The organism is Enterobacter sp. P82 (assembly GCF_037053385.1).
GTDB lineage: Bacteria > Pseudomonadota > Gammaproteobacteria > Enterobacterales > Enterobacteriaceae > Enterobacter.
Genome location: NZ_JBALHX010000001.1, coordinates 914,608 through 940,625 on the forward strand (window position 1 = coordinate 914,608; position 26,018 = coordinate 940,625).

The 26,018-nt window shown below is 53.3% G+C and carries 31 protein-coding genes and 1 other annotated feature; of the genes, 12 read left to right on the top strand and 19 right to left on the bottom strand.

The annotated features are described in order from the left end of the window. Nucleotides 1-5 precede the first annotated feature (5 nt). The 4 genes from oppC to WB237_RS04250 are packed head-to-tail and all read left to right on the top strand — an operon-like array spanning nt 6 to nt 3,824. Entirely contained in the window at nt 6-914 is a 909-nt protein-coding gene (gene oppC, locus WB237_RS04235; RefSeq protein WP_114977022.1) for an oligopeptide ABC transporter permease OppC, read from the top strand. Nucleotides 915-925: 11 nt separating this feature from the next. After that, nucleotides 926-1,939: an ABC transporter ATP-binding protein gene (locus WB237_RS04240; protein WP_028018775.1), complete on the top strand. Its 1,014-nt coding sequence runs from the start codon at nt 926-928 to the stop codon at nt 1,937-1,939. Next, the gene (oppF, locus tag WB237_RS04245; protein WP_114977023.1) at nt 1,936-2,940 is read left to right on the top strand and encodes a murein tripeptide/oligopeptide ABC transporter ATP-binding protein OppF; all 1,005 of its coding nucleotides are present in this window, start codon (nt 1,936-1,938) and stop codon (nt 2,938-2,940) included. Before WB237_RS04240 ends, oppF begins: the two co-directional genes overlap by 4 nt. 14 nt (nt 2,941-2,954) lie before the next feature. Then, nucleotides 2,955-3,824: an ion transporter gene (locus tag WB237_RS04250; protein ID WP_336210626.1), complete on the top strand. Its 870-nt coding sequence runs from the start codon at nt 2,955-2,957 to the stop codon at nt 3,822-3,824. A gap of 30 nt (nt 3,825-3,854) precedes the next feature. On the opposite strand, the gene WB237_RS04255 is transcribed toward WB237_RS04250, so the two are convergent. After that, a complete protein-coding gene (locus tag WB237_RS04255) occupies nt 3,855-4,184 on the bottom strand; it encodes an HI1450 family dsDNA-mimic protein (protein WP_114977024.1) in 330 nt (109 codons plus the stop codon). 33 nt (nt 4,185-4,217) lie between these two features. Beyond that, nucleotides 4,218-5,678 (bottom strand): cardiolipin synthase, encoded by a 1,461-nt coding sequence (gene cls / locus WB237_RS04260; RefSeq protein ID WP_049006868.1) that lies wholly within the window; start codon nt 5,676-5,678, stop codon nt 4,218-4,220. A gap of 144 nt (nt 5,679-5,822) precedes the next feature. On the opposite strand from cls, the gene WB237_RS04265 reads away from it, so the two are divergent. Both WB237_RS04265 and leuE read left to right on the top strand, forming a co-directional pair. Next, a complete protein-coding gene (locus WB237_RS04265) occupies nt 5,823-5,996 on the top strand; it encodes a YciY family protein (protein WP_021240326.1) in 174 nt (57 codons plus the stop codon). A 107-nt stretch (nt 5,997-6,103) separates the two neighbouring features. After that, nucleotides 6,104-6,739 carry a leucine efflux protein LeuE gene (gene leuE, locus WB237_RS04270; RefSeq protein ID WP_336210630.1) on the top strand — a complete coding sequence of 212 codons (636 nt, stop codon included), beginning with the start codon at nt 6,104-6,106 and terminating at the stop codon, nt 6,737-6,739. Between the two features lie 35 nt (nt 6,740-6,774). On the opposite strand, the gene WB237_RS04275 is transcribed toward leuE, so the two are convergent. After that, nucleotides 6,775-7,071 carry a YciI family protein gene (locus WB237_RS04275; RefSeq protein ID WP_336210633.1) on the bottom strand — a complete coding sequence of 99 codons (297 nt, stop codon included), beginning with the start codon at nt 7,069-7,071 and terminating at the stop codon, nt 6,775-6,777. Nucleotides 7,072-7,291: 220 nt separating this feature from the next. Here WB237_RS04275 and tonB point away from each other — a divergent pair, with 220 nt between their 5' ends. Continuing rightward, on the top strand, nt 7,292-8,014 hold the full coding sequence (tonB, locus tag WB237_RS04280) for a TonB system transport protein TonB (protein ID WP_336213470.1): 723 nt from the start codon (nt 7,292-7,294) through the stop codon (nt 8,012-8,014). A 38-nt stretch (nt 8,015-8,052) separates the two neighbouring features. Here tonB and yciA read toward each other — a convergent pair whose 3' ends face one another. The 4 genes from yciA to WB237_RS04300 form a co-directional block, all read right to left on the bottom strand. Further along, nucleotides 8,053-8,448, bottom strand: coding sequence for an acyl-CoA thioester hydrolase YciA (gene yciA / locus WB237_RS04285; protein WP_008502796.1), 396 nt, complete (start codon nt 8,446-8,448; stop codon nt 8,053-8,055). A 104-nt stretch (nt 8,449-8,552) separates the two neighbouring features. Beyond that, the gene (locus tag WB237_RS04290) at nt 8,553-9,092 is read right to left on the bottom strand and encodes a septation protein A (protein WP_061097985.1); all 540 of its coding nucleotides are present in this window, start codon (nt 9,090-9,092) and stop codon (nt 8,553-8,555) included. A gap of 56 nt (nt 9,093-9,148) precedes the next feature. Next, nucleotides 9,149-9,892: a YciC family protein gene (locus WB237_RS04295; RefSeq protein WP_032656704.1), complete on the bottom strand. Its 744-nt coding sequence runs from the start codon at nt 9,890-9,892 to the stop codon at nt 9,149-9,151. Between the two features lie 25 nt (nt 9,893-9,917). Continuing rightward, nucleotides 9,918-10,322, bottom strand: a complete 405-nt coding sequence (locus WB237_RS04300) for a YkgJ family cysteine cluster protein (protein ID WP_336210642.1) — start codon at nt 10,320-10,322, stop codon at nt 9,918-9,920. A 282-nt stretch (nt 10,323-10,604) separates the two neighbouring features. Between WB237_RS04300 and ompW the strand changes: the two genes are divergently transcribed. Then, nucleotides 10,605-11,237: an outer membrane protein OmpW gene (gene ompW, locus WB237_RS04305; protein WP_114977030.1), complete on the top strand. Its 633-nt coding sequence runs from the start codon at nt 10,605-10,607 to the stop codon at nt 11,235-11,237. Between the two features lie 53 nt (nt 11,238-11,290). Here ompW and uspF read toward each other — a convergent pair whose 3' ends face one another. The 9 genes from uspF to trpL all read right to left on the bottom strand — a co-directional run bounded on the left by uspF (nt 11,291) and on the right by trpL (nt 20,164). Continuing rightward, the gene (uspF, locus tag WB237_RS04310; protein ID WP_336210645.1) at nt 11,291-11,725 is read right to left on the bottom strand and encodes a universal stress protein UspF; all 435 of its coding nucleotides are present in this window, start codon (nt 11,723-11,725) and stop codon (nt 11,291-11,293) included. A 140-nt stretch (nt 11,726-11,865) separates the two neighbouring features. Next, nucleotides 11,866-12,099: a sulfurtransferase-like selenium metabolism protein YedF gene (gene yedF, locus WB237_RS04315; RefSeq protein WP_336210648.1), complete on the bottom strand. Its 234-nt coding sequence runs from the start codon at nt 12,097-12,099 to the stop codon at nt 11,866-11,868. Beyond that, nucleotides 12,096-13,307: a selenium metabolism membrane protein YedE/FdhT gene (yedE, locus tag WB237_RS04320; protein ID WP_336210651.1), complete on the bottom strand. Its 1,212-nt coding sequence runs from the start codon at nt 13,305-13,307 to the stop codon at nt 12,096-12,098. Before yedE ends, yedF begins: the two co-directional genes overlap by 4 nt. Before the next feature lie 183 nt (nt 13,308-13,490). Further along, nucleotides 13,491-14,300 carry a tryptophan synthase subunit alpha gene (gene trpA, locus WB237_RS04325; RefSeq protein ID WP_114977033.1) on the bottom strand — a complete coding sequence of 270 codons (810 nt, stop codon included), beginning with the start codon at nt 14,298-14,300 and terminating at the stop codon, nt 13,491-13,493. Then, complete coding sequence (gene trpB / locus WB237_RS04330) at nt 14,300-15,493, bottom strand: tryptophan synthase subunit beta (RefSeq protein ID WP_336210654.1); 1,194 nt, start codon at nt 15,491-15,493, stop codon at nt 14,300-14,302. The genes trpA and trpB overlap by 1 nt, the downstream gene beginning before the upstream one ends. A gap of 10 nt (nt 15,494-15,503) precedes the next feature. Next, complete coding sequence (gene trpCF / locus WB237_RS04335) at nt 15,504-16,862, bottom strand: bifunctional indole-3-glycerol-phosphate synthase TrpC/phosphoribosylanthranilate isomerase TrpF (RefSeq protein ID WP_336210657.1); 1,359 nt, start codon at nt 16,860-16,862, stop codon at nt 15,504-15,506. A gap of 3 nt (nt 16,863-16,865) precedes the next feature. Continuing rightward, nucleotides 16,866-18,461 carry a bifunctional anthranilate synthase glutamate amidotransferase component TrpG/anthranilate phosphoribosyltransferase TrpD gene (gene trpD / locus WB237_RS04340; protein ID WP_236921192.1) on the bottom strand — a complete coding sequence of 532 codons (1,596 nt, stop codon included), beginning with the start codon at nt 18,459-18,461 and terminating at the stop codon, nt 16,866-16,868. Next, nucleotides 18,461-20,023 carry an anthranilate synthase component 1 gene (locus tag WB237_RS04345; protein ID WP_336210662.1) on the bottom strand — a complete coding sequence of 521 codons (1,563 nt, stop codon included), beginning with the start codon at nt 20,021-20,023 and terminating at the stop codon, nt 18,461-18,463. The genes trpD and WB237_RS04345 overlap by 1 nt, the downstream gene beginning before the upstream one ends. Nucleotides 20,024-20,048: 25 nt before the next feature. After that, nucleotides 20,049-20,143, bottom strand: a sequence feature (Trp leader region). Next, nucleotides 20,120-20,164: a trp operon leader peptide gene (gene trpL, locus WB237_RS23020; protein ID WP_106993556.1), complete on the bottom strand. Its 45-nt coding sequence runs from the start codon at nt 20,162-20,164 to the stop codon at nt 20,120-20,122. Its footprint overlaps the feature before it by 24 nt. Nucleotides 20,165-20,303: 139 nt before the next feature. On the opposite strand from trpL, the gene rnm reads away from it, so the two are divergent. The 3 genes from rnm (at nt 20,304) to rluB (ending at nt 22,774) form a co-directional block, all read left to right on the top strand. After that, entirely contained in the window at nt 20,304-21,185 is an 882-nt protein-coding gene (rnm, locus tag WB237_RS04350; protein ID WP_336210665.1) for an RNase RNM, read from the top strand. Further along, nucleotides 21,182-21,802, top strand: coding sequence for an L-threonylcarbamoyladenylate synthase (locus WB237_RS04355; protein WP_114977039.1), 621 nt, complete (start codon nt 21,182-21,184; stop codon nt 21,800-21,802). The genes rnm and WB237_RS04355 overlap by 4 nt, the downstream gene beginning before the upstream one ends. A gap of 96 nt (nt 21,803-21,898) precedes the next feature. Then, entirely contained in the window at nt 21,899-22,774 is an 876-nt protein-coding gene (rluB, locus tag WB237_RS04360) for a 23S rRNA pseudouridine(2605) synthase RluB (RefSeq protein WP_008502809.1), read from the top strand. Nucleotides 22,775-22,807: 33 nt separating this feature from the next. Here the strand turns inward: rluB and cobO are convergent, their stop codons facing one another. Beyond that, the gene (gene cobO, locus WB237_RS04365; protein ID WP_336210670.1) at nt 22,808-23,398 is read right to left on the bottom strand and encodes a cob(I)yrinic acid a,c-diamide adenosyltransferase; all 591 of its coding nucleotides are present in this window, start codon (nt 23,396-23,398) and stop codon (nt 22,808-22,810) included. Beyond that, complete coding sequence (locus WB237_RS04370) at nt 23,395-24,156, bottom strand: YciK family oxidoreductase (RefSeq protein ID WP_336210672.1); 762 nt, start codon at nt 24,154-24,156, stop codon at nt 23,395-23,397. The genes cobO and WB237_RS04370 overlap by 4 nt, the downstream gene beginning before the upstream one ends. A gap of 251 nt (nt 24,157-24,407) precedes the next feature. Here WB237_RS04370 and sohB point away from each other — a divergent pair, with 251 nt between their 5' ends. Continuing rightward, on the top strand, nt 24,408-25,454 hold the full coding sequence (gene sohB, locus WB237_RS04375) for a protease SohB (RefSeq protein ID WP_336210675.1): 1,047 nt from the start codon (nt 24,408-24,410) through the stop codon (nt 25,452-25,454). A 34-nt stretch (nt 25,455-25,488) separates the two neighbouring features. On the opposite strand, the gene WB237_RS04380 is transcribed toward sohB, so the two are convergent. Continuing rightward, on the bottom strand, nt 25,489-25,740 hold the full coding sequence (locus WB237_RS04380) for a YciN family protein (RefSeq protein ID WP_023312072.1): 252 nt from the start codon (nt 25,738-25,740) through the stop codon (nt 25,489-25,491). Nucleotides 25,741-26,018: the final 278 nt, after the last annotated feature.

Consider the following 26,018-nt stretch of genomic DNA (forward strand, 5'->3'; position numbering starts at 1 on the left):
ACGCCATGATGTTGAGTAAGAAAAACAGCGAGGCGCTGGAAAACTTCAGTGAAAAACTGGAAGTAGAAGGTCGTAGCCTCTGGCAGGACGCGCGCCGCCGCTTTATGCACAACCGTGCCGCGGTTGCCAGTCTGGTTGTTCTGGTGATCATCGCGCTGTTTGTGACTCTGGCGCCGATGCTGTCGCAATTTACCTATTTCGACACCGACTGGGGCATGATGTCCAGCGCACCTGATATGGAGTCCGGACACTATTTTGGTACGGATTCCTCCGGACGCGATCTGCTGGTGCGTGTTGCTATCGGAGGCCGTATTTCGCTGATGGTTGGTATCGCTGCTGCGCTGGTGGCGGTGATTGTGGGCACGCTCTATGGCTCACTCTCTGGTTACCTTGGCGGTAAAGTAGACTCCGTGATGATGCGTCTGTTGGAAATCCTGAACTCCTTCCCGTTCATGTTCTTCGTTATCCTGTTGGTGACCTTCTTCGGCCAGAACATCCTGTTGATTTTCGTGGCTATCGGGATGGTTTCCTGGCTGGATATGGCGCGTATTGTGCGCGGACAGACACTGAGCCTCAAACGCAAAGAGTTTATCGAGGCCGCACAGGTAGGTGGCGTATCAATCGGTAATATTGTGGTTCGCCATATCGTTCCTAACGTGCTGGGCGTGGTAGTGGTTTATGCTTCACTGCTGGTACCAAGCATGATCCTGTTTGAATCCTTCCTGAGCTTCCTGGGGCTGGGTACGCAAGAGCCTCTGAGCAGCTGGGGTGCACTCCTGAGTGATGGTGCAAACTCCATGGAAGTATCGCCGTGGTTACTGCTTTATCCGGCGGGTTTCCTGGTTGTCACCCTGTTTTGTTTCAACTTTATCGGCGATGGCCTGCGTGATGCCCTCGACCCGAAAGACCGTTAAGGAGCGCCGTCATGACAATTATTGAAACGGCCACTGCGCCGCAGGCGCAACAGCAGAGCAAACTTCTGCTGGATGTGAAAGATCTCCGTGTAACCTTTAAAACCCCGGACGGAGACGTTACCGCCGTTAACGATCTCAACTTCGACCTGCGTGCAGGTGAAACGCTGGGGATTGTCGGTGAATCTGGATCCGGAAAATCCCAGACCGCATTTGCGTTGATGGGACTGCTGGCTGCAAACGGTGTTATCGGAGGTTCCGCGAAATTCAACGGACGTGAAATCCTCAACCTGCCGGAACATGAGCTGAACAAGCTGCGTGCCGAGCAGATCTCGATGATTTTCCAGGATCCGATGACTTCGCTGAACCCGTACATGCGTGTTGGCGAGCAGCTAATGGAAGTCCTGATGCTGCACAAAGGTCTGGGCAAAGCGGAAGCGTTTGAAGAGTCAGTCAAAATGCTGGATGCAGTGAAAATGCCGGAAGCCCGTAAGCGCATGCGCATGTTCCCGCACGAATTTTCAGGCGGCATGCGTCAGCGTGTGATGATTGCGATGGCGTTGCTGTGCCGGCCAAAACTGCTGATTGCCGACGAACCCACCACCGCGCTGGACGTCACCGTTCAGGCACAAATCATGACCCTGTTAAACGAGCTTAAGCGCGAGTTCAACACAGCGATCATTATGATCACCCACGACCTGGGCGTGGTTGCGGGTATCTGTGACAAAGTGCTGGTGATGTATGCCGGCCGTACCATGGAATATGGCAACGCGCGGGATGTGTTCTATCACCCAGCCCACCCGTACTCAATTGGTCTGTTGAATGCGGTACCGCGTCTCGATGCGGAAGGGGAATCTCTGCTCACTATTCCGGGTAACCCGCCAAACCTGCTGCGTCTGCCGAAAGGTTGTCCGTTCCAGCCGCGTTGCCCGCACGCGATGGAAATCTGCAACAGCGCTCCGCCGCTGGAAGCGTTTGCACCAGGCCGTCTGCGCGCCTGCTTTAAGCCGCAGGAGGAGTTGGTATGAACGCATTAGATGAAAAACGTAATGTGCTGCTCGAAATCGCTGACCTTAAAGTGCATTTTGACATCAAAGACGGTAAGCAGTGGTTCTGGCAACCACCTAAGACCCTGAAAGCGGTTGATGGGGTCACGCTGCGTTTGTACGAAGGCGAAACCCTGGGCGTGGTAGGGGAGTCTGGCTGCGGTAAATCTACCTTCGCGCGCGCCATTATTGGTCTGGTAAAAGCCACTGGCGGCAAAGTGGCCTGGCTGGGTAAAGACTTGTTGGGGATGAAGCCTGACGAGTGGCGTGACGTGCGTAGTGATATCCAGATGATTTTCCAGGATCCACTGGCATCATTGAACCCGCGTATGACCATCGGTGAGATTATTGCCGAGCCGCTGCGTACTTATCATCCGAAGATGGCTCGTCAGGAAGTGCGCGATCGCGTGAAGGCGATGATGATGAAAGTTGGGCTACTGCCTAACCTTATCAATCGTTACCCGCACGAATTCTCAGGCGGCCAGTGTCAGCGTATTGGTATTGCACGTGCGTTGATCCTCGAACCGAAGCTGATTATCTGTGATGAGCCAGTGTCTGCGCTGGACGTGTCCATTCAGGCACAGGTGGTTAACCTGCTGCAGAAACTACAGCGTGAAATGGGGCTGTCACTCATTTTCATCGCGCATGATCTGGCCGTGGTAAAACACATTTCTGACCGTGTACTGGTGATGTATTTAGGCCATGCTGTGGAATTGGGCACCTATGATGAGGTGTACCACAACCCACTGCATCCTTATACCAAAGCGCTGATGTCTGCGGTGCCGATCCCCGATCCCGACCTGGAAAAGAATAAAACGATTCAGCTTCTGGAAGGGGAATTGCCCTCACCAATTAACCCGCCGTCGGGCTGCGTCTTCCGTACGCGATGCCCTATGGCCGGGCCGGAATGCGCGAAAACGCGGCCGGTTCTGGAAGGCAGTTTCCGACATGCGGTTTCCTGCCTGAAAGTAGACCCGTTATAATCGCAAGGGCTGACATGATGTCAGCCCTTATTTTTTGCGAGGTTACTGTGTCGCTTTTATTCACGTCTGCCCGTCGGCGGCTTTACCATTTTTTATTCGACCCTGAAACAGTTTCCGGGAGACGCTTCGAAGGCCTCTGTGGTTTATTTGCACTGCTCAGCGTGGTTGTGATCTTTATTGAGTCTGGTGTCGGGACGCAATATCACCTGACATTTGACGAATGGCATATTTTTGTCTGGCTTGAGTTGGCGATTACCCTGGTCTTTACCGCTGAATATTGCCTGAGAGTCATTTGCTGGCCCAACCCGGCCAGATATGTTTTCAGCTTTTGGGGATTTATTGATTTAGCGACCATCCTGCCGCTCTATGTGATGTGGCTGTGGCCGGAAATTAGCCTGAGTTACGTCTTTGCCTGGCGAGCGATGCGCGTCATTCGGGTATTACGTATCCTTAAATTACTGCGTTTTATGCCCTCATTGCACGTGTTCTGGCGCGCGATAGTCAGCGCACGGCACCAGCTTATTCTGTTCTATTCATTTATTGCCAGCGTCATGATTGTTTTCGGCGCACTGATGTATCTGATAGAAGGGCCAAAATATGGCTTCACGACGCTCAATGCCTCGGTCTATTGGGCCATCGTGACCGTGACGACCGTGGGGTATGGCGATATCACACCGCATACCCCACTGGGACGTATTGTGGCATCAGTGCTGATTTTGATTGGCTATTCGGTGATTGCCATCCCGACAGGGCTCATTACCACGCATATGAGCAGTGCCTTTCAGAATCGCAAACAGCAACGCAAATGCCCGAATTGTCATCAGGGTGAGCATGAACACAGCGCACGGTTTTGTAGCCGCTGCGGAAGTGAATTACCGGATTAAATAAAAAAGGCTGCAATCGCAGCCTTTTTACTATTCGCGCCAGAGGATATGGCACAGTTTGTGGTCTTTCTCGCGGCACAGCAGGATGCGGGCGAAGATGTCGTTTATTTCACCGCCATCTTCATCAGCCAGCCCAATCACCACTTCGGCAAAGAAGTCAGGATTAAGGTCGAAATCCACATGCTCAGCCCAGTCTTCTGAAGGGTCGAACAATTCGGCACCGCCACGCTCTTCGAACTGCAGATTAAAGAGGATCACGTCTGCGGGATCGAGGTTATCAACCGCCAGTTCGAGAAAAATGTCATAGGCCTGCTCGAGCGTTTCGTCTTCGGTCAGGCGATTGTTCAGATCCATTTCCATGATGACTACCTGTTTAACATCGTTGGGCACGTTTTACAGCAACGGACTAAAGAAGTAAAACAGTCGTTCGGCAATTCTCTGCCACAGCGGGCGTTTTACCCACAGTCTGGCATCCAGCAACCGCGAACGGGAGATATAATCATCTTGTACCGCTGCCAGATCACCGCCAAAACCGGCGTCATCAATCACCAGTGTGATTTCAAAATTGAGCCACAGACTCCGCATATCCAGGTTAACTGTGCCCACCAGGCTTAATTCACCGTCAACGAGGACACTCTTGGTGTGGAGCAATCCGCCTTCAAACTGGTAAATTTTCACCCCTGCGGCCAACAGTTCGCTAAAGAATGCCCGGCTGGCCCAGCCTACCAGCAGTGAGTCATTTTTGCGTGGCAAAATGATACTCACGTCGACACCACGTTGCGCCGCAGTACAGATTGCGTGCAGCAGGTCATCGCTGGGGACAAAGTAAGGCGTGGTCATGATCAGGTATTCACGGGCTGAGTAGGTTGCCGTCAGCAGCGCCTGATGAATCAAATCTTCAGGGAAGCCAGGCCCGGATGCAATCGTATGAATGGTGTGACCGCTGGCCTCTTCAAACGGCATAATATTGCCGTCCGGAGGTGGTGGCAGAATACGTTTACCGGTTTCAATCTCCCAGTCGCATGAGTAAACGATACCCATAGAGGTGGCAATCGGCCCCTCCATTCTCGCCATCAAATCAACCCATTGCCCGACCCCTGAATCCTGTTTAAAGAAGCGAGGGTCAACCATATTCATACTGCCGGTGTAAGCAATATAATTATCGATCATGATCATCTTACGGTGCTGGCGGAGATCCATCCGGCGCAAAAATACACGCAGGAGGTTAACCTTCAGCGCCTCAACCACCTCGATACCGGCATTACGCATCATGCCCGCCCAGGGGCTGCGGAAAAATGCCACACTGCCTGCAGAGTCCAGCATCAGACGGCAGTGAATGCCCCGACGTGCAGCGGCCATCAGAGATTCAGCAACCTGGTCGGCCATACCACCGGGCTGCCAGATGTAAAACACCATCTCAATGTTATGGCGAGCCAGTTGAATATCGCGGATCAACGCCTGCATGACATCGTCAGAAGTGGTCAGCAACTGGAGCTGATTGCCTTTGACACCGCCAATCCCCTGACGGCGTTCACACAGCTTAAACAGCGAAGCGGCAACACTGCTGTTCTCCTCGGCAAAAATATGTTTGCAGGCTTTAAGATCGTTAAGCCACTTCGCGGTCGAGGGCCACATGGCGCGGGCACGCTCGGCGCGGCGTTTGCCCAGATGAAGCTCACCGAAAGAGAGATAGGCAATAATTCCTACCAGCGGGAGGATGTAGATTATCAGAAGCCAGGCCATGGCAGAGGGTACGGCTCTGCGCTTCATCAGGATGCGTAATGTCACACCCGCGATTAACAGCCAGTATCCCAGAATGACCAGCCAACTCACCACGGTGTAGAAGGTTGTCATAGGTTAAAAAATCCTTTTGAAAGCGTATTGTTATGAGTGTACGCATCAGGATTCATCTGGCAAATAAAAACGCCAGGTAAAAGCGCTGGTTTGCTGCAGGGTTGGGTTTATAATGGCGTCTCTGTTAGAGAAAGAGTTGTAGACATGAAGCGCAGTAGAACTGAAGTAGGGCGCTGGCGCATGTTGCGACAGGTGAGTCGTCGCAAGGCACGTTGGCTGGAAGCACAATCCCGCCGCAATATGCGTATACACGCCATCAGGAAATGTGGAATGACCCGGCACCGCAACGCGTTGCTGTTCGCAGTCCAGGATATCTGAGAAACATGAGGGCACCGCAAGGTGCCCACTGATTTTATAGCGTCTGATTTTTGGGAATAGCGTTTTTGCAGCGATATTCCCGTTGTTTCTAGCAAAAGGAGGGAGAAGTGTTTGCGGAGTTTGGTGTACTGAATTTCTGGACGTACGTTGTAGGCGCATTTTTTATCGTGCTGGTACCTGGGCCGAATACTCTGTTTGTGCTGAAAACCGGGATTGGTCACGGCGTTAAAAAAGGTTATCTCGCCGCGACGGGTGTATTTATCGGCGATGCGGTACTGATGTTTCTGGCCTGGGCGGGTGTTGCGGCATTAATCCAGACCACGCCGGTACTGTTTAACATCGTGCGCTATCTCGGGGCTTTTTATCTGCTCTGGCTGGGAGGCAAAATGCTCTGGTCGGTGGTGAACCGCCAAAAAAACGCTCATGAGAGCGGGCCTGAACCTGCCAGTATGATCATGAAACGTTCGCTGGTGTTAAGCCTGACCAATCCTAAAGCGATTCTGTTCTACGTATCGTTCTTCGTTCAGTTTATTGACGTGAATGCCCAGAGCACCGGCACTTCTTTCCTGATCCTCGCGACGACGCTGGAGCTAATAAGCTTTGTGTATATGAGCTTCCTGATCTTCTCTGGCGCGTTTGTTACGCGTTACCTGAAAACCAAAAAGAAACTGGCAAAGCTGGGGAACGGGCTGATAGGGCTGCTGTTTGTCGGGTTTGCTGCGAGGTTAGCATCGCTGCATTGATGTAAAAAAAGCTCCCTGGTGGAGCCTTTTTTACATCAGAACACTTTCTTATAAGGGCGAACGGTCACCTTCGCATACACACCGGCCGCAACGTATGGGTCCGCATCAGCCCATGCCTGAGCGATTTCCAGAGATTCAAACTCAGCAATAACCGTGGAGCCAGAAAAACCAGCGGCACCCGGGTCATTGCTGTCTACTGCTGGCATTGGGCCTGCGGTCAGTAATCGACCTTCATCCTGCAGCAACTGTAAGCGTGCCAGATGCGCAGGGCGCACAGCCTGGCGTTTTTCGAGCGAATCAGCAACATCTTCAGAGTAAATCACGTAAAACACGGCGAAGCTCCTTAACCGGTAAAAGTGTCAGTTACGTTATGTGAAAGGGCAAACGACTGCAATGTAAAATAAAAATAATGTTAAAACCCTGATCTGAATGCGCCTTTTTTGGCCTCTCATGCGCTAAAGTTGCGCCATAACAAAGTGTCTTATTGAATATGATTGCTATTTGCATTTAAAATCAGGGTTCGGTTTTTTAACGTTGATGAATATGACTTCGATGACCCTTGATTTACCTCGCCGCTTTCCCTGGCCGACGCTGCTTTCTGTCGTTATTCACGGTGCTGTCGTGGCGGGTTTGCTCTATACCTCGGTTCATCAGGTCATTGAAATGCCCGCACCCGCGCAGCCGATTTCTGTGACGATGGTATCGCCAGCGGATCTCGAACCACCGCAGGCGGCACCTGCACCGCCACAGCCAGTTGCTGAACCTGAGCCGGAGCCCGAACCGATTCCGGAGCCGCCGAAGGAAGCACCGGTGGTGATCCACAAACCTAAACCGGAGCCAAAACCTAAGCCGAAGCCAAAACCGGTGAAGAAAGTTGAGGAACGTCCGAAACGCGAAGAGCGTCCGGTTGAACCGCGTGCTACCCAGACAGTTGAGAATACGGCATCTTCACGTCCGGCAATGAATAACACGGCGACAACCGCTAAACCGACAATATCGGCACCCGCGGGCCCACGAGCACTGAGCCGTAACCAGCCTCAGTATCCCCCACGTGCTCAGGCATTACGTATTGAAGGGCGCGTAAAGGTAAAATTCGACGTCACTGCGGATGGCCGCGTGGATAACGTGGAAATCTTGTCCGCTCAGCCTTCGAATATGTTTGAGCGAGAAGTGAAATCAGCGATGCGCAGATGGCGATACGAAGCCGGAAAACCGGGAAATGGGCTGATAGTGAATATTGTTTTCCGCCTGAACGGCGGGGCGCAGATGGAATAAAAAAAGCCTCCGAAAGGAGGCTTTTTTTTGCCTGTCGATCAGGCCTGCGGAAGCTGACGAGGTTTACCCTCGCTGTCCACGGCGACATAAATAAACAGCGCTTCAGTGGCCTTATAGCGTTGCCCAATCGGCTCAGAAGAGACTTTCTTCACCCAGACTTCGATGTTGATTGAAATAGAGGTGTTACCTCGTTTGACGCAGCGCGCGTAGCAGCAAACCACATCTCCCACCGCAACCGGGCGCAGGAAGGTCATGCCGTCCACTCTCACGGTGACCACGCGCCCGTGGGCAATCTCTTTTGCCAGAATTGCGCCGCCCATATCCATCTGCGACATCAGCCAGCCGCCAAAAATATCGCCATTGGCATTGGTATCAGCGGGCATTGCCAGTGTGCGTAAAACCAGTTCGCCCTGCGGGGCGTTAGTTGTTGTCATTGTATTAACTCGTAACGGAAGACTTCAGGCGGGATGCTACTATGATTTCACAGCGGAGAGAATAGACCAAAACGCCTGTCGTAGACGTTCTGGTCAGTCATTAATCAGTGCTTGTCGTCCTGCGGCATATGGCGATAGATGTATACGCCGCTTAACAGCGTGAAGATAAGCGTCAGCGCGGTCAGGCCGAAGACCTTAAAGTTGACCCAGATATTCTGCGGCAGCCAGAAGGCAATATAGATATTGGCGAGGCCGCAGAGAATAAAGAAGACCGCCCAGGCAATATTCAGGCGAGACCATACTTCCTGCGGTAGTGTCAGCTCTTTGCCCAGCATGCGCTGGATCAGTGGTTTTTTCATTACCCATTGGCTGATCAGTAATGCACCTGCAAACAGCGCGTAAATCACAGTGACTTTCCACTTGATAAATTCATCGTTGTGGAAGAAGAGGGTTAGTCCACCAAATACGGCTACCAGGACAAACGTCACCAGTGCCATCTTTTCCACTTTGCGATAGCGAACCCAGCTGTAGATCAGCACAACAGCGGTTGCAATGATCAACGCCGTGGTGGCGGCATAGATGTCGTACAGCTTATAAAAAGCGAAAAAGACGACGAGCGGTAAAAAATCAAGAAACTGCTTCATTCTGTGATTCCATCTTCTGTGTTGAGCCGGGCCCGGTAATGCGCCCGACATCAGGGTTACTGACGAATTAACATATACAGGCGGAACAGATAGACCAGCAGTACCGCTGAAATCAGGTTGCTCAGCGTATTCGCCACCACCGCGCCTACATTTGGTGTTAATACCGCAAAATTCGGTGCAAATAATAGCAAGAGTGTTTTAGCAAGAAGCCAGCCGATCACGGCCGGAGCGACCAGACGCATATTAGCCCATGCCAGTCTGATGCTGCTGCGCATTGCGGTAAAAATACCCATCTTATCCTGCACGACCATCACGGGGGCAAAAGAGAGCACGATAGCCAGCAACACACCTGGTACCACGACCAGCATAATTCCCATTTGTACCAGCATGGTGGTTAAGAAGATCAGGATAAACAGCTTAGGTAAGACCGGTGCGCTGGCTCCAATCGCCCGTAAAGCGCTGACCCGATGTCCCGCCGACACCAGTTGAATCATTAGCAGAACGCCACCGGCCAGCACCGCATTACCAATAAGACCTGAGAAAGTGGATGCAGCGGAAGCCCGCAGCAGAATTTGTTGTTGCTCAGGCGTCATGTTTTGTACCAGTTCAAACAACCCCACGCTGCCTGCAAGGTGGTCGCCCTGGCTCAGGCTGGCAATTTGTTCTTCACTTGGTGAGAACGCATGACCAAGCACCACCGTGATAAAGGCGCATAGCAACGCGATCAGTAAAAAGGTAATGAACTGATTGCGGAAAAAGTTTCCCGTGTCACGGTAGACAGACTTCGCCGTGATAGACATGCACTCTCCTTGAGTATTGCAGGTGTTAATTAGCCGGCAATTGTACACCGGATGCACCTGCTGTGGCAGCATCAAGGCTTGTATGGAAAAGCATATCTTTGTAAAGCGGCGGTAATCCATAGCGAGCACGCGCACGATTACAGGCTTCGTTGACCTGCCCATCCTCTCCCGACAGGGCAAATTCCCGGCATGGGCTGGGGCGATCCTCGTAAATAGAACAGCGAGTAGACACCCCGGGTTCCCCTTGTAATGCAGCACACCGGCTCTGTTTTTGGTTGGTGCCGCTCATGCAGCGCAGAAAAGGCGTTAGCGGCTCTGTGAGATGAACCGGAACGGTACCGCCACCATCGCTGGCTTCGGCCCAGTAGAAAGAGACTCGAAAATACGCACAACAGGCTCCGCACGTCATGCACGGGTTAAGATCACTCATGGCACACCTGCAAAAGAAGAACGCATCAAATCAACTTGTGAGAGCGATAAATTATCCAGCCACCAGAGGAAGAGCAAGAGGGGGAAAAGGGAAAATTTTGTAACTGTGAAATGCCAAAAATTGACATAGGAACAACTTATTGCCTTTCAATGTGCCACTAAAAATTAACCCAGATCAATGAATGTTAAGTTACTGGTTTTAATGTGATCTGTGGCAGATCACTTATTACTCATTTGTGAGTATATTCTCACCCGCGATTAAAACCACAACGATGGAGCGGATATGAAAAAATTAGCGGTGGCAGCCCTTGTATTAAGCAGTCTCTCTGGCGGCGCGTATGCGCATGAAGCAGGCGAATTCTTTATTCGTGCCGGTTCGGCGACGGTTCGCCCTACTGAAGGTTCGGATAATGTGCTGGGGATGGGCGGTTTTAACGTCAGTAATAATACCCAGTTAGGTTTAACGTTTACTTATATGGCGACGGAGAACATCGGTGTTGAGCTTCTGGCTGCAACGCCATTCCGTCATCGCGTTGGCCTGGGGCCAACCGGAGATATCGCCACAGTTCACCATCTACCACCAACGCTGATGGCGCAGTGGTACTTTGGCGATGCCAGCAGCAAAGTGCGTCCGTATATTGGCGCCGGTGTGAACTACACAACCTTCTTTGATGAGAAATTTAACGATACCGGTAAAGAGGCGGGTCTGTCAGACCTCAGTCTGAAAGATTCCTGGGGCATGGCCGGGCAGGTAGGTCTTGATTATCTGATTAACCGTGACTGGTTAATTAACGCCTCAGTCTGGTACATGGATATTGATACGGACGTACGCTTCAAAGCAGGCGGTCAACAGCAAAGTATCAGTACTCGCCTGGACCCGTGGGTATTTATGTTCTCTGCAGGTTATCGTTTCTGATTTCATCTCCTGAGACTGGCCAGAAAACGGCCAGTCTTTCTGCAGTATCTCCTCTAACGTATAACCAGCACCGGACATTTGGCGTGGCGCACAACGACTGCCGCATTTGAGCCTAACAGATAGGTCGTAATATCAGGCCGATGAGAGGCAATAATGATCAGGTCTGCGTTGATACTGTCGGCCAGTTTCAGGATCTGATCTTTAGGTGCGCCAGAAATGGCATGTGTCTGAACGCGGTCAGGTGGCAATTTGAACTGCTTAACCATCTCATTGAGTTTCTCCAGCGCTTCTTGCTGTATTTCCGCCAGTTTTGGCATCTCAACGGAATAGGCCAGCCCAAGAGAAGAGTAGTAGGGGAAAGAAGGAACGACCGTCAGAAAATGAACTTTACCGTTACTGATTGCTGCGTTTGCCTGTACATAAGGAATCACCTGTTCGGTCAGGCGACTCTCAGAGATATCGACAGGAACAAGAATCGAATTAAACATGCCACACCTCCTGTTTGTTTTTTATCCACTTAAAGTGTAGTGCTGTTGTAATGACATTCACTGTATTTGCGATCAAAGTGGGATATAAGGCAGATTTTGAGGCGGGAAAGACACCCCTGAGAGGGGCGTCTGGGGCAGCATTATTTCTGAATCAAATAGCGGATGGTTGGCCCGTCCTGCTGGATATCCAACACCGTGTAACCGTGGTTTTTGGCATCCAGCGGAATATTATTGATGGACTGCGGACAGTCACTCACAACTTCCAGAATTTCACCTTTTTTGAGCTGCTGTAGCACTTCAAGTGTGGCAACAGCCGGATAAGGGCAGGGTTCGCCGACCATATCCAGGCGATAGTCAGGCACGATCTCTTTCATGCTGCATTCTCCTGCGTTTGGGTTTTAACAGTGGCTCTGCGAAAGAAACGTTTTTCCTGTACGACAACCAGTAAAAAGGCCGCCAGTAGCAGACCGTAGGTGACCAGCAGACCGCCGAGTGGGCCGAAGGTGCTCAGCAGATTCACCTTGTCCCAGTTGGTGGCAAGCACAGGCGACAGGTCATCCCAGAAGTAGGCCAGTATCGTCGAGCCGATAACATTTCCCCGACCCACCCACCAGTAATGCACCTGCCCCTCAACAGCGCGGTACATCCAGCCGGTTTCGCACCCGCCAGCCAGCACGATCCCAAAGCCAAATAGCAGACCGCCAATCACCGCGTTAGGACCCGCCCACATGATTTTCGGTTCGACACCCAACTGGACATAGCTGAAGATGCCGATGGCACTAACCGCCATCCCGGCGATAATCGCTTTCGCCATCATCGTGCGGCCGGTGATCCACATATCGCGAAATGCCGAAGTAAAGCAGATCTGCGCGCGTTCAATGAGAAGGCCAAAACCCACGCCAAACAGCATCGCCAGACCGAGTTTAGGCTGGTTCAGAGCAGTACACAGCGCCCACGACAGCATAGCGAGAAAGACCAACATACCCAGGCGGAAGCGGCGACGGGCCTGAGAGGGCTTTTGCGTCAGTGGAGAAGCCGCACTCACCTTGACCATTTTGACCGGAATACGGAACAGCGGGAGAAGGGTAAATTTTGCGCCAAAGTAAGAGCCGATGGCCGTGGCGATGGCAAAGAACCAGGCATGCAGTGAAAACTGCGGAATGCCAGTAAAGAAGGCAGCAAGGTTACACCCCATCGCCAGGCGTGCGCCGAAGCCAGCAATCATGCCGCCGACAATCGCCTGCAGAATGCGGATTCGGCTTTTGGGCAGCCTCAGCTTGACGTTATTTGCCCACAACGCAGCAGCTAAACATCCGCCGAACATACCCATGATCATCATCCCGTCAATGCGGGTGAGCGGCGTGCCGTCCAGATGAATGAGTTTAAAGTAACCCCACTCTTCGGTATGTACACCTGCGAGTTGCAGCAGTTGCCCACCCCAGCGGGTGAACTCTCCTGTGACGGCCCAGAAGGTGCCGGTAATGCCGAAATAGTAGGTAGAAAGGATCCCCGCCGCGATGACGGCCGGTACAGGTGACCAGAACTTAACCAGGTAAGTCTGTTTGAAGTAGTGCCATGACATGAGTAAGCCTCTGAACTCAGAAGGTTTAAAGCCGAAAAGAGACCAAATCATACGCTTACGAAAAGGATTGAAAAGCCATTCACACCGAAAATATCGATGAGATCAATTTTGGTATAATCCTTTAGAAATAGCGGGAATGTAGGGGAGAAGACCGTCTGGCTGAATCGCCAGACGGTAGAGGGGTCAGGCTTTACGCGTCGCGGCTTTCATCGCCGTAACAAATGCTTTGAGCTCAGCCAGCATCTGCTCAGGTTTGTCCACGTTCTTCTCAATGATTTTGACAATAGCCGAGCCGGATATCGCACCTGCCGCTTTTGCTTCAATCGCTGCCGAGACCTGTTCAGGAGATGAGATCCCGAAGCCCTGCAGCGGTGGTGCAGCATGGTACTCCGCCAGCTTTTCCACCAGATGATGCAGCGGCAGTGCGGCTTTGTTTTCCGCACCAGTCACGCCCGCACGAGAGAGCAGGTAGGTATACCCGCGACCGTACGAGGCAATCTGGCGCAGCAGTTCGTCATCAGCATTCGGTGGGCAGATGAAAATCGGGGCAACGTTGTGGCGCATTGCTGCCTGGCGGAACGGCGCAGATTCCTCAACCGGCACATCCGCCACCAGTACAGAATCAACACCCACGCGAGCGCACTCGGCATAGAACTCATCGATCCCGCGGTTAAACACCAGGTTGGCGTACATCAGCAGGCCAATCGGAATGGTTGGATGCTTTTGGCGGATGGTAGCCAGCATTTCAAAACACTGGGTTGGCGTTACACCCGCCGCAAAGGCGCGCAGTGTCGCATTCTGGATGGTTGGGCCATCCGCCAGCGGGTCAGAGAATGGGATACCCAGCTCGAGTGCATCGGCACCGGCTTCAATCAGGGCGTCAATAATCTTCAGGGACTGTTCCGGACCCGGGTCGCCCAGGGTAACGAAGGGAACGAACGCGCCTTCCTGGCGGGATTTCAGTTCTGCAAATGCGTTATCGTAGCGTTCCATCAGATTTCCCCTCGTGCTTTCAGAATATCGTGAACGGTGAAGATATCTTTGTCACCGCGACCGGAAAGGTTAACCACTAACAGCTGCTCTTTTTCCGGGTTTTCTTTCATCATTTTCAGCGCGTGTGCCAGTGCGTGAGAAGACTCCAGCGCCGGGATAATCCCTTCGCTGCGACACAATGTTTTAAATGCTTCCAGCGCTTCATCATCGGTAATGGAAACATAATCCGCACGACCGATGCTGTTCAGGTACGCATGCTGTGGTCCAACAGACGGGAAATCCAGGCCCGCTGAGATAGAGTATGATTCTTCAATCTGGCCTTCGTCGGTCTGCATCATCGGGGACTTCATACCGAAGTAGATCCCAACGCGGCCATGCTTCAGTGGCGCACCATGCTCACCCGTTTCAATTCCATGACCAGCAGGCTCAACGCCAATCAGGCCAACGCGGCTGTCGTCGATGAAATCGGCAAACATGCCGATAGCGTTAGATCCACCTCCGACGCAGGCGATCACCGCATCCGGCAGACGACCCTCTTTTTCAAGGATCTGCGCTTTGGTCTCTTCACCAATCATACGCTGGAATTCACGTACGATAGTCGGGAATGGGTGAGGGCCCGCAGCAGTACCCAGCATATAGTGCGCCGTTTCATAGCTGCCAGACCAGTCGCGCAGCGCTTCGTTACAGGCATCTTTCAGCGTGGCTGAACCACTGTGAACCGGGATCACTTCCGCACCCATCAGACGCATACGGAACACGTTCGGCGACTGACGCTCAACGTCTTTTGCGCCCATATAAATGCGGCATTTCAGACCGAGCAGGGCGCTGGCGAGAGCAGAGGCGACACCGTGTTGACCCGCGCCGGTCTCGGCGATGATTTCGGTTTTACCCATACGTTTGGCGAGCAGCGCCTGACCCAACACCTGGTTAGTTTTGTGTGCACCGCCGTGCAGCAAATCTTCACGCTTAAGGTACAGCGTTGTTTTGGTGCCTTCGGTCAGGTTACGACACTTAGTCAGCGCCGTTGGACGACCAGCATAGTTTTTCAGCAGGTCAGTAAATTCAGCCTGAAATGCCGGATCCTTCTGTGCGCTGACAAACGCCTCTTCCAGCTGGCGCAGAGCGGGCATCAGGATTTGCGGGACGTACATCCCACCGAACTCACCAAAATAAGGGTTTAGTAATGTCGTCATCTTCTCTTCCTTAATATGCACGCAGAGTTTTAAATACCGAGGCCAGCTTGCTGGCATCTTTGATACCCGGTTGCGACTCTACGCCTGAATTGAAATCGAGGCCTGCGCAGCCTGTTTTGGCGGCTTCAACGCAGTTATCCGGGCTTAATCCGCCCGCCAGCAGGACGTTGTCCAGCTTTTCACCATTCAGCAGCGACCAGTCAAAACGCTGACCTGTGCCGCCCTGGCCGTTATCCAGCACGTATTTATCAACATGAGTAAGATTACGCGCTGGCAGGGTGTCGCCTACGCTCTGGGCTTTCCAGATCTGCACCTGCGGTGCCAGCACGGTTCGCAGAGCGTTTATATATGTCTGATCTTCATCACCATGGAGCTGGACCGCGCTCAGGGATAACGCGTCGGCTTTTGCTGCTACGTCCGTGATATCCGCATTGCGGAAAACGCCGACATAACTGAGTGGTGCCGCCGCTATCACCTCGCGCGCCTGTTCTACGCTGACAGCTCGGGGGGACGAATCGACAAAAATCAGCCCGCCGTAAATCGCCCCCGCGTCATACGCAGCCCGGGCATCCTGTTCGCGGGTCAAACCGCACACTTTATTTTCACCCAGCAACACCCGGCGCACCGCCGCATTGAGATCGGCATGCTCCATCATGGCGGAGCCAATCAGGAAACCGTTGGCAAAGTGGCTCAATTCACGAACCTGAGCGTAGCTGTTAATGCCGGACTCGCTGATCACTGTTACACCAGAACCCAGACGCGGAGCGAGCTGGCGGGTGCGGTTGAGGTCGATCGACAGGTCACGAAGATCGCGGTTATTAATGCCGACCACTCTGGCTTTCAGCGCAATCGCGCGTTCCAGTTCTTCTTCATTACTGACTTCTGTCAGCACGCCCATGTTCAGGCTGTGCGCCACGGCAGACAGCTGGCGATACTGTTCATCGTCAAGCACCGAGAGCATTAGCAGGCAGGCGTCAGCCTGGTAAAAGCGCGCCAGCCAGATTTGATACGGGTCGATAATAAAGTCTTTGCACAGAATCGGCTGTGGTGCGATGCCGCTGACGATGGGCAGAAAATCAAAGCTGCCCTGGAAATATTTCTCATCCGTCAGCACAGAAATGGCCGACGCATGGTGCTTGTAAATACCAGCGATACGCGCTGGATCGAAATCGTCACGGATAACGCCTTTAGACGGGGACGCTTTTTTGCACTCAAGGATAAACGCAGTGCGTGCGCCCTGCAGGGCATCATAGAAACGACGGCTGCTTGGGACGACGTCATTCTGGAAACTGGCAAGCGGCTGCTGTTGCTTGCGGGCTTCCACCCAGATGGCCTTATCGGCAACGATTTTCGCTAAAACGGTCTGCATTCTTTACCCTCTTGCCGCAAGTGCGGTAACGCGATCGTAAGCTGCACCAGAGCGCAGTACATCCAGAACTTTTTGAACGTTGGCCTTCAGGTCTTCCTCACCGTGCAAACGCATCAGCATGGCGACGTTGGCAGCAACGGCGGCCTCATGAGCGACCTCTCCTTTACCTTGTAATAAGCGCGTCAGAATGTCACGGTTTTCTTCCGGCGTACCGCCTGCCAGCGCTTCCTGGTGATACGGCGCTAAACCGAAGTCGGCGGCTTCCAGCTGATAACTCAGGATCTCACCGTCGCGCAGTTCGGCTACCAGCGTTGGCGCATGCAGCGACACTTCATCCATTCCTCCACTGTGAACCACGGCGGCACGTTGATATCCCAGAACACGCAGTGTCTCAGCAATCGGCAGCACCAGTTCAGGGCTATAGACACCAATCAGCGCCAGTGGCGGATGAGCCGGGTTGATAAGTGGCCCCAGTACGTTAAACAGCGTACGGGTTTTGAGCTGCTGACGAACTGGCATCGCGTGGCGGAAACCGGTGTGGTATTTCGGTGCAAATAGGAAACAGACACCCAGGTCATCCAGCGCTTCACGTGAACGCTCGGCGTTCATATCGAGATTAATACCGAATGCGGCGAGCAAATCGGAAGAACCTGAGCGGCTGGAAACGCTGCGGTTACCGTGTTTCGCGACTTTCAAACCACACGCCGCCGCCACGAAGGCGCTGGCGGTGGAGATGTTGATGCTGTTGCTGCCGTCACCGCCGGTGCCAACAATATCCGCAAACTGATAATCCGGGCGCGGGAACGGGGCGGCATTTTCCAGCAGTGCTGTGGCCGCACCGGCAATCTCCTGCGGGCTTTCGCCACGCACTTTCATGCTGACCAGTGCAGCAGCAAGCTGTTCAGGTTTCAGCTCGCCGCGAACCACGGCAGAGAAGAGCTGGTGGCTTTCCTGCTGGCTCAGGGTCTGCGCCTGGTACAGTTTTTCCAGAATCGGCTGCAGCGTATTGGTTTGCTCCAGCTTCTGTAACGCCCAGTCGAGAGTTTGCTCCAGCAGACGGGCACCGTTAGAGGTCAGAATCGATTCCGGGTGGAACTGCATACCGCAGACGCGATCCGCATCATGACGCACCGCCATCACCATCCCTTCAAACGAGGCGTTAATGGTCAGTCCGGCTGGAATGTTGCTCCCCACCAGGGAGTGATAGCGCGCCACCGGGAGTGGGTTAGGCAACCCGGCAAACATCGCCTGACCGTCATGTTCGATGCTGGACGCTTTGCCGTGCAGAATTTCGCCCGCCTGGCCAACGTAGCCGCCATAGGCTTCAACGATGGCCTGGTGGCCGAGACAGATACCGATAATCGGCAGCTTTCCGCGCATACGCGTCAGCAGTTCTGGCATACAGCCAGCTTCACTCGGTGCACCGGGTCCTGGAGAGAGCATCAACACCGGGTTTTGCATGGTGGCCAGTCGATCAATCAGCGTCTGTGCTGGCACGTGGTTGCGGTAGATAACGACGTTATGACCATTCGCACGCAGCTGATCTGCAAGGTTATAAGTAAAGGAGTCGATATTATCGAGCAGCAGAATGTCAGCCATCAGAAAATCTCCTGTGCATGGTGTGCGGTAGCAATGGCGCGAAGTACCGCACGTGCTTTACTGCGTGTTTCGTCAGCTTCAGACTGCGGAACAGAATCAAGAACAATGCCTGCGCCTGCCTGTACGGTGGCAATACCGTCTTCGACATAGGCAGAACGGATTACGATGCAGGTATCGAGATCACCATGGGCGGTAAAGTAACCCACCGCACCGCCGTAGCTACCGCGACGACGGCCTTCTGCACCGGCAATCAGCTGCATGGCGCGTACTTTTGGCGCACCGCTCAGGGTCCCCATGTTCATGCAGGCGCGATAGGCGTGCAGCACGTCGAGGTCGCTGCGCAGTTCACCCACCACGCGGGACACCAGGTGCATCACAAATGAATAACGGTCGACTTTGGTGAGGTCAGCGACGTAACGGCTGCCCGGAGTACAAATGCGCGCCAGGTCGTTACGCGCCAGATCGACCAGCATCAGGTGCTCGGAAAGCTCCTTGTGGTCGGTACGCATTTCGAGTTCGATGCGACTGTCGAGATCGCGATCCAGTGAACCATCAGCACGACGACCGCGTGGACGCGTCCCGGCAATGGGGTAGATCTCAATCTGGCGGCTGGTGGCATCGTATTTCAGCGAGCTTTCTGGTGACGCGCCAAACAGGGTGAAATCGTTGTCCTGCATAAAGAACATGTACGGACTCGGGTTGCTTTTCTTCAGCACGTCGTAGGCGGCCAGCGGAGACGGGCAGGGCAGAGAGAAGCGACGGGAAGGGACAACCTGGAAAATTTCACCGGCACGAATCGCTTTTTGCATCTGGCGAACAACGGCGCCGTACTGATCGTCAGTCTGGTTGACGTCACATGTCATCTTCTCCACGCGCTGCACCGGAAGCGCAGGCGGTGCTTCTGTCATTTGCTGCTGCAACTGCGAGATGCGGTGTTCAAGACGGTGTTTTTCAGACACAGACGGCGTGAACAGGCTCGCCTGAATGCGGGTATATTTTTTCTGATGGTCGATCACCAGCAAGGTTTCCGCCAGGTAGAAGCAGTAGTCAGGGCAGCGGTTGCCTTGCTCTGTTTCCGGCAAATCTTCAAAACCCGCGACCAGGTCATACGCAAACAGCCCACCGAAGAACATTGCCTCACGCTCATCTTCCGGTACGGACACCAGGTTTTGCAGCAGGCGGAAAGCATCGAAAACAGACAGAGAACAGAGACGTGCGTCTTCATCCAGTAACTGGCTGACCGGCGGGAAATGCAGAACCCGCATTTCCGGGTGGCGTTCATTTTCAATTCCTGCAGGCAGGGCGGCATCCAGCAGCGGCAGCAGCGACGCGCCATTTTCTGACAGTGCCTTAATGGTGACAGTGTCACCTAAAGCGGTAATGCGCAACGCGCTATCAACCAGCAGCAGGCTCTTGAGATCGTCTTTGCTGTCGATATCCGCAGATTCCAGCAGCAACGTTGCCGGGCGAGCACCGCACACTTGATGAAACAGCGCGGTGGGGTTGTGGCGATAGGCCGCCTCGCAGGTTAGCAGTTCGAGGTGTGGTTTGGCTGTTTGCATGATGTTGTTCTCATTTATTCTGTTCAAAAAAAAGCCCGCTTAGTAGCGGGCTGGGTATCTGTTTGCATTTCGCAGACGCGTGACACTGCCCGATGATCAGGAAGTGCGCCACCAACCGTGCAGAGTGAAATGTGCTGTCATTTTCAGATACCTTTCTCGTGTGAACTTGCGTACTAGTTAACTAGTTCGATGGCGAGTTGTCAACCCTTGATTTCAGAATTTCAATGTAAGTCGGTATCATAGGGGTTTTGGATGTCTCCAACCTGTGATGGGAAGTGCTTTGAGCGATACCACCTACGCCAATATTTACGATTTACACAGCCATACTCAGGCCTCCGATGGCCTGCTGACACCCGAAGCACTGGTTCATCGCGCCATTGAAATGCGTGTCGGCACGCTGGCGATAACCGATCACGATACAACGGATGCTATTCAGGCAGCGCGCGCTGAGATTGCCCGCAGTGGACTTGCGTTGAATCTGGTGCCTGGCGTTGAGATATCGACCGTGTGGGAAAACCACGAAATTCATATTGTCGGTCTGAATATCAATATCGAACATCCGGCAATGCGCGCGTTTTTGCAAGAACAAAAATCACGCCGCAATCAACGAGCAGAGATGATCGGTGAACGCCTTGAAAAAGCGCACATCCCCGGGGCACTGCAAGGTGCGCAAAAGCTGGCGAACGGCGGGGCGGTGACTCGCGGCCATTTTGCCCGCTTTCTGGTTGAAGCAGGCAAAGCGACGACAATGGCGGATGTTTTCAAAAAGTATCTTGCTCGCGGGAAAACCGGATACGTTCCGCCACAGTGGTGTACAATAAAACAAGCTATTGATGTGATTCATCATTCTGGTGGCAAGGCTGTGCTGGCCCATCCGGGGCGATATAATCTTTCTGCTAAGTGGCTGAAAAGACTACTGGCACACTTTGCCGAATGCGGTGGCGAGGCGATGGAAGTCGCCCAGTGTCAGCAGGCGCCCAATGAGCGCGCGCAGCTCGCAACGTATGCCCGTCAGTTCGGCCTGCTTGGGTCACAAGGGTCTGATTTCCATCAGCCTTGCGCGTGGATCGAACTGGGGCGCAAGCTCTGGCTACCCGCAGGTGTTGAACCCGTCTGGCAGCTCTGGGAACAGCCGCAGCAAATTGAAGAGAGGGAAGTATGAGTCAATTTTTTTATATCCATCCGGATAACCCGCAGGCACGCCTGATTAACCAGGCCGTGGAGATCGTTCGCAAAGGCGGGGTCATTGTCTATCCGACAGACTCTGGCTATGCGCTGGGCTGCAAAATTGAAGACAAAGGGGCGATGGAACGCATTTGCCGTATTCGCCAACTGCCAGATGGCCATAACTTTACCCTGATGTGCCGCGATCTCTCTGAGCTCTCGACTTATGCGTATGTTGATAACGTGGCGTTTCGCCTGATCAAGAACAACACGCCGGGGAACTACACCTTCATCCTCAAAGGGACAAAAGAGGTGCCGCGTCGTTTGTTGCAGGAAAAACGCAAAACTATCGGGATGCGTGTACCGTCGAACCCGATTGCACAGGCGCTGCTGGAAACCCTCGGCGAACCTATGCTCTCGACCTCGCTGATGCTGCCGGGAAGTGAATTTACCGAATCCGATCCGGAAGAGATCAAAGATCGTCTGGAGAAGGTGGTCGAGCTGATTATTCACGGCGGCTATCTTGGTCAGCAGCCGACCACCGTGGTCGACTTAACCGAAGATGCGCCGGAAGTGATTCGTGAAGGCGTGGGTGATGTTAAGCCTTTCTTGTAATGGTGTAAGCAGATATACTACGCGGCCATCAAAGTAGGGGTAAGCCCTCTTTTGACCTGATTCGACGCCTGTGAAGGCGACACCTGAGGAAGCTCAATGAGCGAGAAGTTACAGAAAGTGCTGGCGCGCGCCGGCCACGGCTCACGCCGTGAAATCGAAGCCATTATTGAAGCGGGCCGCGTGAGTGTGGACGGTAAAATCGCCACGCTGGGCGACCGCGTAGAAATTGTACCGGGGCTGAAGATCCGTATTGACGGTCATCTTATCTCCGTAAAAGAGTCCGCTGAACAGATTTGCCGCGTGCTGGCTTACTACAAGCCGGAAGGCGAACTGTGTACCCGCAACGACCCGGAAGGTCGCCCTACGGTGTTTGACCGTCTGCCTAAACTGCGTGGCGCTCGCTGGATTGCAGTAGGTCGTCTGGACGTGAATACCTGCGGTCTGCTGCTGTTTACCACCGATGGTGAACTGGCAAACCGTCTGATGCACCCAAGCCGTGAAGTGGAACGTGAATACGCCGTGCGCGTCTTTGGTCAGGTTGATGAGAATAAACTGCGCGATCTGTCGCGCGGCGTTCAGCTGGAAGACGGCCCTGCAGCGTTCAAAACCATCAAATTTACCGGTGGTGAAGGTATTAACCAGTGGTACAACGTAACGCTGACCGAGGGCCGTAACCGCGAAGTACGTCGTCTGTGGGAAGCCGTCGGTGTTCAGGTGAGCCGTTTGATACGTGTTCGTTATGGCGACATTCTGCTGCCAAAAGGTCTGCCGCGTGGCGGTTATACCGAACTGGATCTGACGCAAACCAACTATCTGCGCGAGCTGGTTGGTCTGACGCCAGAAACCACCTCTAAAGTGGCAGTAGAGAAAGATCGCCGTCGCATGAAGGCGAATCAGATCCGTCGTGCGGTGAAACGCCACAGCCAGGTGAGCAGCAACCGCCGTTCCGGCAGTCGTAACAACAACGGTTAAAACAGAGGCCCGGTCAGCGTGACCGGGCTTTTTTTAGTAATCAATCCCGATTTGCGCTTTGATACCCGCATCAAAAGCATGTTTCACCGGACGCAGCTCGCTGACGGTATCTGCCAGCTCCAGAATATCCCGATGACACCCACGCCCGGTGACGATCACCGTCTGATGTACAGGACGGTTCTTCAGTGCATCCAGCACTGCTTCCAGAGGCAGGTAGTCGTAGGCGACCATATAGGTGATCTCATCCAGTAACACCATGTTTAGCGAGGGATCGGCCAGCATTCTTTTGGCATGTTCCCAGACGGCGAGACAGGCGGCAGTGTCCGTTTCCCGGTTCTGGGTATTCCACGTAAACCCGGTCGCCATTACCTGAAACTCGACGCCATGAGGCTCAAGCAAATTCCGCTCGCCGTTGGGCCATGTGCCTTTGATAAACTGGATGACACCGACTTTCTGCCCGTGCCCGACGGCACGCGAAGCGGTACCAAATGCGGCAGTGGTTTTACCTTTACCGTTGCCGGTGAACACGATGATGATCCCGCGTTCGTCCTGGGCTGCCGCGACGCGAGCATCGACCTGTTCTTTCAGACGCTGCTGGCGCTGCTGATGGCGTTCTTCACTCATTGGGAAATTCCTGGTTTACGGCCTGGCTGGGCGTCAAAGGTCATCCCTGTCTTGCGGCGACTGTCATCGCCCATTAGCCAGAGATAGAGCGGCATTATATCAGCCGGAGTTTTCAGCTTCTGTGGATCTTCGGTCGGGAACGCGCTGGCACGCATTTTGGTGCGCGTTCCACCGGGGTTAATGCAATTTACGCGCAGATGGCGGCTCTGATACTCCTCCGCCAGCACCTGCATCATACCTTCGGTGGCGAATTTTGATACGGCATAAGCTCCCCAGTTCGCCCGGCCTTCGCGGCCCACGCTGGAAGAGGTGAAGACCAGCGAGCCTGACTCGGATTTGAGTAATAAAGGAAGCAATGCCTGAGTAAGGAAAAATGTCCCGTTGACGTTGACCTGTATCACCTGCTGCCAGGTATCAGGATCCTGTTCATCCATTGGGCAAACATCCCCAAGCAAACCAGCGTTGTGCAGCACGCCGTCCAGGACTGGGTAGCGGGTGCTGATGCGTTGGGCAAGTTCCTGACACGCTGCGGGTGTGCAGGTGAGTAAATCGAGCGTGTACCACGCCGCCAGTGTTCCACCAGCAGCTTCAATTTCCTGCGCGACACCTTTCAATTTCTCTTCGTTGCGGCCAATCAGAATAACGCTTGCACCATATTCAGCATACGTCAGAGCCGCCTCGCGGCCAATTCCATCGCTGGCACCGGTAACGAGAATGATCCGGTTCTGTAGCAGGTTTTTTTGTGGTTGATAATGCACGGTGACTCCTCAGGCGTACAGTGACGCGATGACGCCTTCATGATGACTTTTCGGCTTTATGCCCGAATTAGCATGAGAATTCAATCAGTCTACAGGACGCATTACTGTAAAATTAACAATTTGCAAATATTTAAACCACAAGCCGGGGATTCCTGAAGACGGCTCGCAGAGGTAATGTCACGAGCGAGACGCATGGGCAGGGCTGTTGTACACTGCCGTGAAAGATTCGTGGTTAAATCAAGGTGGAACGCGTGGAATTACTTTCTCAATATGGGTTGTTTTTGGCCAAAATCGCGACGGTGGTCATTGCCATCGCAGTGGTTGCCGTTCTGATTGTCAACCTGACGCAGCGCAAGCGTCAGCGTGGGGAGTTACGCATCACCCGTCTGAGCGAGCAGTATAAAGAGATGCAGGAAGATATGTCTCTGGCGCTGCTTGATAGTCATCAACAAAAACTGTGGCACAAAGCGCAGAAGAAAAAGCATAAGCAGGAAGCCAAAGCGGCAAAAGCAAAAGCGAAGCTTAATACGCCGCAGGAGAAGGTCACGCCACGTGTCTATGTACTCGATTTTAAAGGTAGTATGGATGCGCATGAAGTTTCCTCTCTGCGGGAAGAAGTGACTGCCGTTCTGGCTGTGGCGACACCGCAGGATCAGGTAGTCGTGCGCCTTGAAAGCCCTGGCGGTGTCGTTCACGGTTACGGATTGGCTGCCTCACAGTTGCAGCGTCTGCGTGAAAAGCAGATCCCATTAACCATTGCGGTGGACAAAGTGGCGGCGAGCGGGGGTTATATGATGGCCTGCGTAGCGGACAAAATTGTTGCGGCTCCGTTCTCCATTATTGGCTCAATCGGTGTGGTTGCGCAGATCCCTAACTTTAACCGTTTCCTGAAGAATAAAGAGATTGATATCGAACTTCACACGGCGGGTCAGTACAAACGGACCCTGACGCTGCTGGGTGAAAACACGGAAGAAGGGAGACAGAAATTCCGTGAAGATCTCAATGAAACGCATCACCTCTTTAAAGACTTTGTGCACCGTATGCGCCCCACGCTCGATATTGAACAGGTCGCGACGGGCGAGCACTGGTACGGTATCCAGGCGCAGGAGAAAGGGCTGGTGGATGAAGTGGGCACCAGTGACGACCTGTTGTTGAATCTGATGGACGGCCGTGAGCTGGTTGGCGTGCGCTTTACCCAGCGTAAGCGACTGCTTGACCGCTTCACCAACAGTGCGGCAGAAAGTGCGGACCGTCTGTTGTTGCGTTGGTTACAACGCGGACAAAAACCGCTGCTGTAAACAAAAACGCGAGGCTCATGCCTCGCGTTTTGCATTAATCGACCAGGTGATATTTCTCTGAAAGCGTATGCGCCAGGTATTTAAACATGTTAAACACGGCGGTGCTTTTCGGGGTCGGTAACCCCTGTTCGTCAAGGAAGTATTCGCCGCTGAAAATCAGCACGCCATTGCGCTGCTCTACGCCAGTGGCTTCAATGCCTGCCAGCGTATCTTCATGGTCACGGATAAGCTTGTTTGCTTCGATAAGCAGAGAGGCTCGGTCAATGGGTTGGGTCGTATTCTGCATAATCCACTCCTTAAACAGTGACAATAGTCTACGCCGAGGGCGCTTTGGGGGCAAATTTTCCCTGTAATGTGAGGGGGTAAGGTGCAGGGGCCTGGCTGGCGGGATTTGCTTTTGCATGCTAATAAAGTTGCGTAACGAATTTTATCAGGTAGAGTGTGCGCTTTCGTCATTCTGGCAACAGAATTGCTTGACATTCGACCGGGAATTCGTCACGAATTATACGAAATGTGAGAAAAATACCCGATAACTCAATCACCTGGGCGTGTTTTCTTTGACGT

Excerpts from the sequence above, each read along its gene's own strand:
- oppC (WP_114977022.1), top strand. The coding sequence starts at position 6 with ATGATGTTGAGTAAGAAAAACAGCGAGGCGCTGGAAAACTTCAGTGAA.
- WB237_RS04240 (WP_028018775.1), top strand. The coding sequence starts at position 926 with ATGACAATTATTGAAACGGCCACTGCGCCGCAGGCGCAACAGCAGAGC.
- oppF (WP_114977023.1), top strand. The coding sequence starts at position 1,936 with ATGAACGCATTAGATGAAAAACGTAATGTGCTGCTCGAAATCGCTGAC.
- WB237_RS04250 (WP_336210626.1), top strand. The coding sequence starts at position 2,955 with ATGATGTCAGCCCTTATTTTTTGCGAGGTTACTGTGTCGCTTTTATTC.
- WB237_RS04255 (WP_114977024.1), bottom strand. The coding sequence starts at position 4,184 with ATGGAAATGGATCTGAACAATCGCCTGACCGAAGACGAAACGCTCGAG.
- cls (WP_049006868.1), bottom strand. The coding sequence starts at position 5,678 with ATGACAACCTTCTACACCGTGGTGAGTTGGCTGGTCATTCTGGGATAC.
- WB237_RS04265 (WP_021240326.1), top strand. The coding sequence starts at position 5,823 with ATGAAGCGCAGTAGAACTGAAGTAGGGCGCTGGCGCATGTTGCGACAG.
- tonB (WP_336213470.1), top strand. The coding sequence starts at position 7,292 with ATGACCCTTGATTTACCTCGCCGCTTTCCCTGGCCGACGCTGCTTTCT.
- yciA (WP_008502796.1), bottom strand. The coding sequence starts at position 8,448 with ATGACAACAACTAACGCCCCGCAGGGCGAACTGGTTTTACGCACACTG.
- WB237_RS04290 (WP_061097985.1), bottom strand. The coding sequence starts at position 9,092 with ATGAAGCAGTTTCTTGATTTTTTACCGCTCGTCGTCTTTTTCGCTTTT.
- WB237_RS04295 (WP_032656704.1), bottom strand. The coding sequence starts at position 9,892 with ATGTCTATCACGGCGAAGTCTGTCTACCGTGACACGGGAAACTTTTTC.
- WB237_RS04300 (WP_336210642.1), bottom strand. The coding sequence starts at position 10,322 with ATGAGTGATCTTAACCCGTGCATGACGTGCGGAGCCTGTTGTGCGTAT.
- ompW (WP_114977030.1), top strand. The coding sequence starts at position 10,605 with ATGAAAAAATTAGCGGTGGCAGCCCTTGTATTAAGCAGTCTCTCTGGC.
- uspF (WP_336210645.1), bottom strand. The coding sequence starts at position 11,725 with ATGTTTAATTCGATTCTTGTTCCTGTCGATATCTCTGAGAGTCGCCTG.
- yedF (WP_336210648.1), bottom strand. The coding sequence starts at position 12,099 with ATGAAAGAGATCGTGCCTGACTATCGCCTGGATATGGTCGGCGAACCC.
- yedE (WP_336210651.1), bottom strand. The coding sequence starts at position 13,307 with ATGTCATGGCACTACTTCAAACAGACTTACCTGGTTAAGTTCTGGTCA.
- trpA (WP_114977033.1), bottom strand. The coding sequence starts at position 14,300 with ATGGAACGCTACGATAACGCATTTGCAGAACTGAAATCCCGCCAGGAA.
- trpB (WP_336210654.1), bottom strand. The coding sequence starts at position 15,493 with ATGACGACATTACTAAACCCTTATTTTGGTGAGTTCGGTGGGATGTAC.
- trpCF (WP_336210657.1), bottom strand. The coding sequence starts at position 16,862 with ATGCAGACCGTTTTAGCGAAAATCGTTGCCGATAAGGCCATCTGGGTG.
- trpD (WP_236921192.1), bottom strand. The coding sequence starts at position 18,461 with ATGGCTGACATTCTGCTGCTCGATAATATCGACTCCTTTACTTATAAC.
- WB237_RS04345 (WP_336210662.1), bottom strand. The coding sequence starts at position 20,023 with ATGCAAACAGCCAAACCACACCTCGAACTGCTAACCTGCGAGGCGGCC.
- WB237_RS04355 (WP_114977039.1), top strand. The coding sequence starts at position 21,182 with ATGAGTCAATTTTTTTATATCCATCCGGATAACCCGCAGGCACGCCTG.
- rluB (WP_008502809.1), top strand. The coding sequence starts at position 21,899 with ATGAGCGAGAAGTTACAGAAAGTGCTGGCGCGCGCCGGCCACGGCTCA.
- cobO (WP_336210670.1), bottom strand. The coding sequence starts at position 23,398 with ATGAGTGAAGAACGCCATCAGCAGCGCCAGCAGCGTCTGAAAGAACAG.
- WB237_RS04380 (WP_023312072.1), bottom strand. The coding sequence starts at position 25,740 with ATGCAGAATACGACCCAACCCATTGACCGAGCCTCTCTGCTTATCGAA.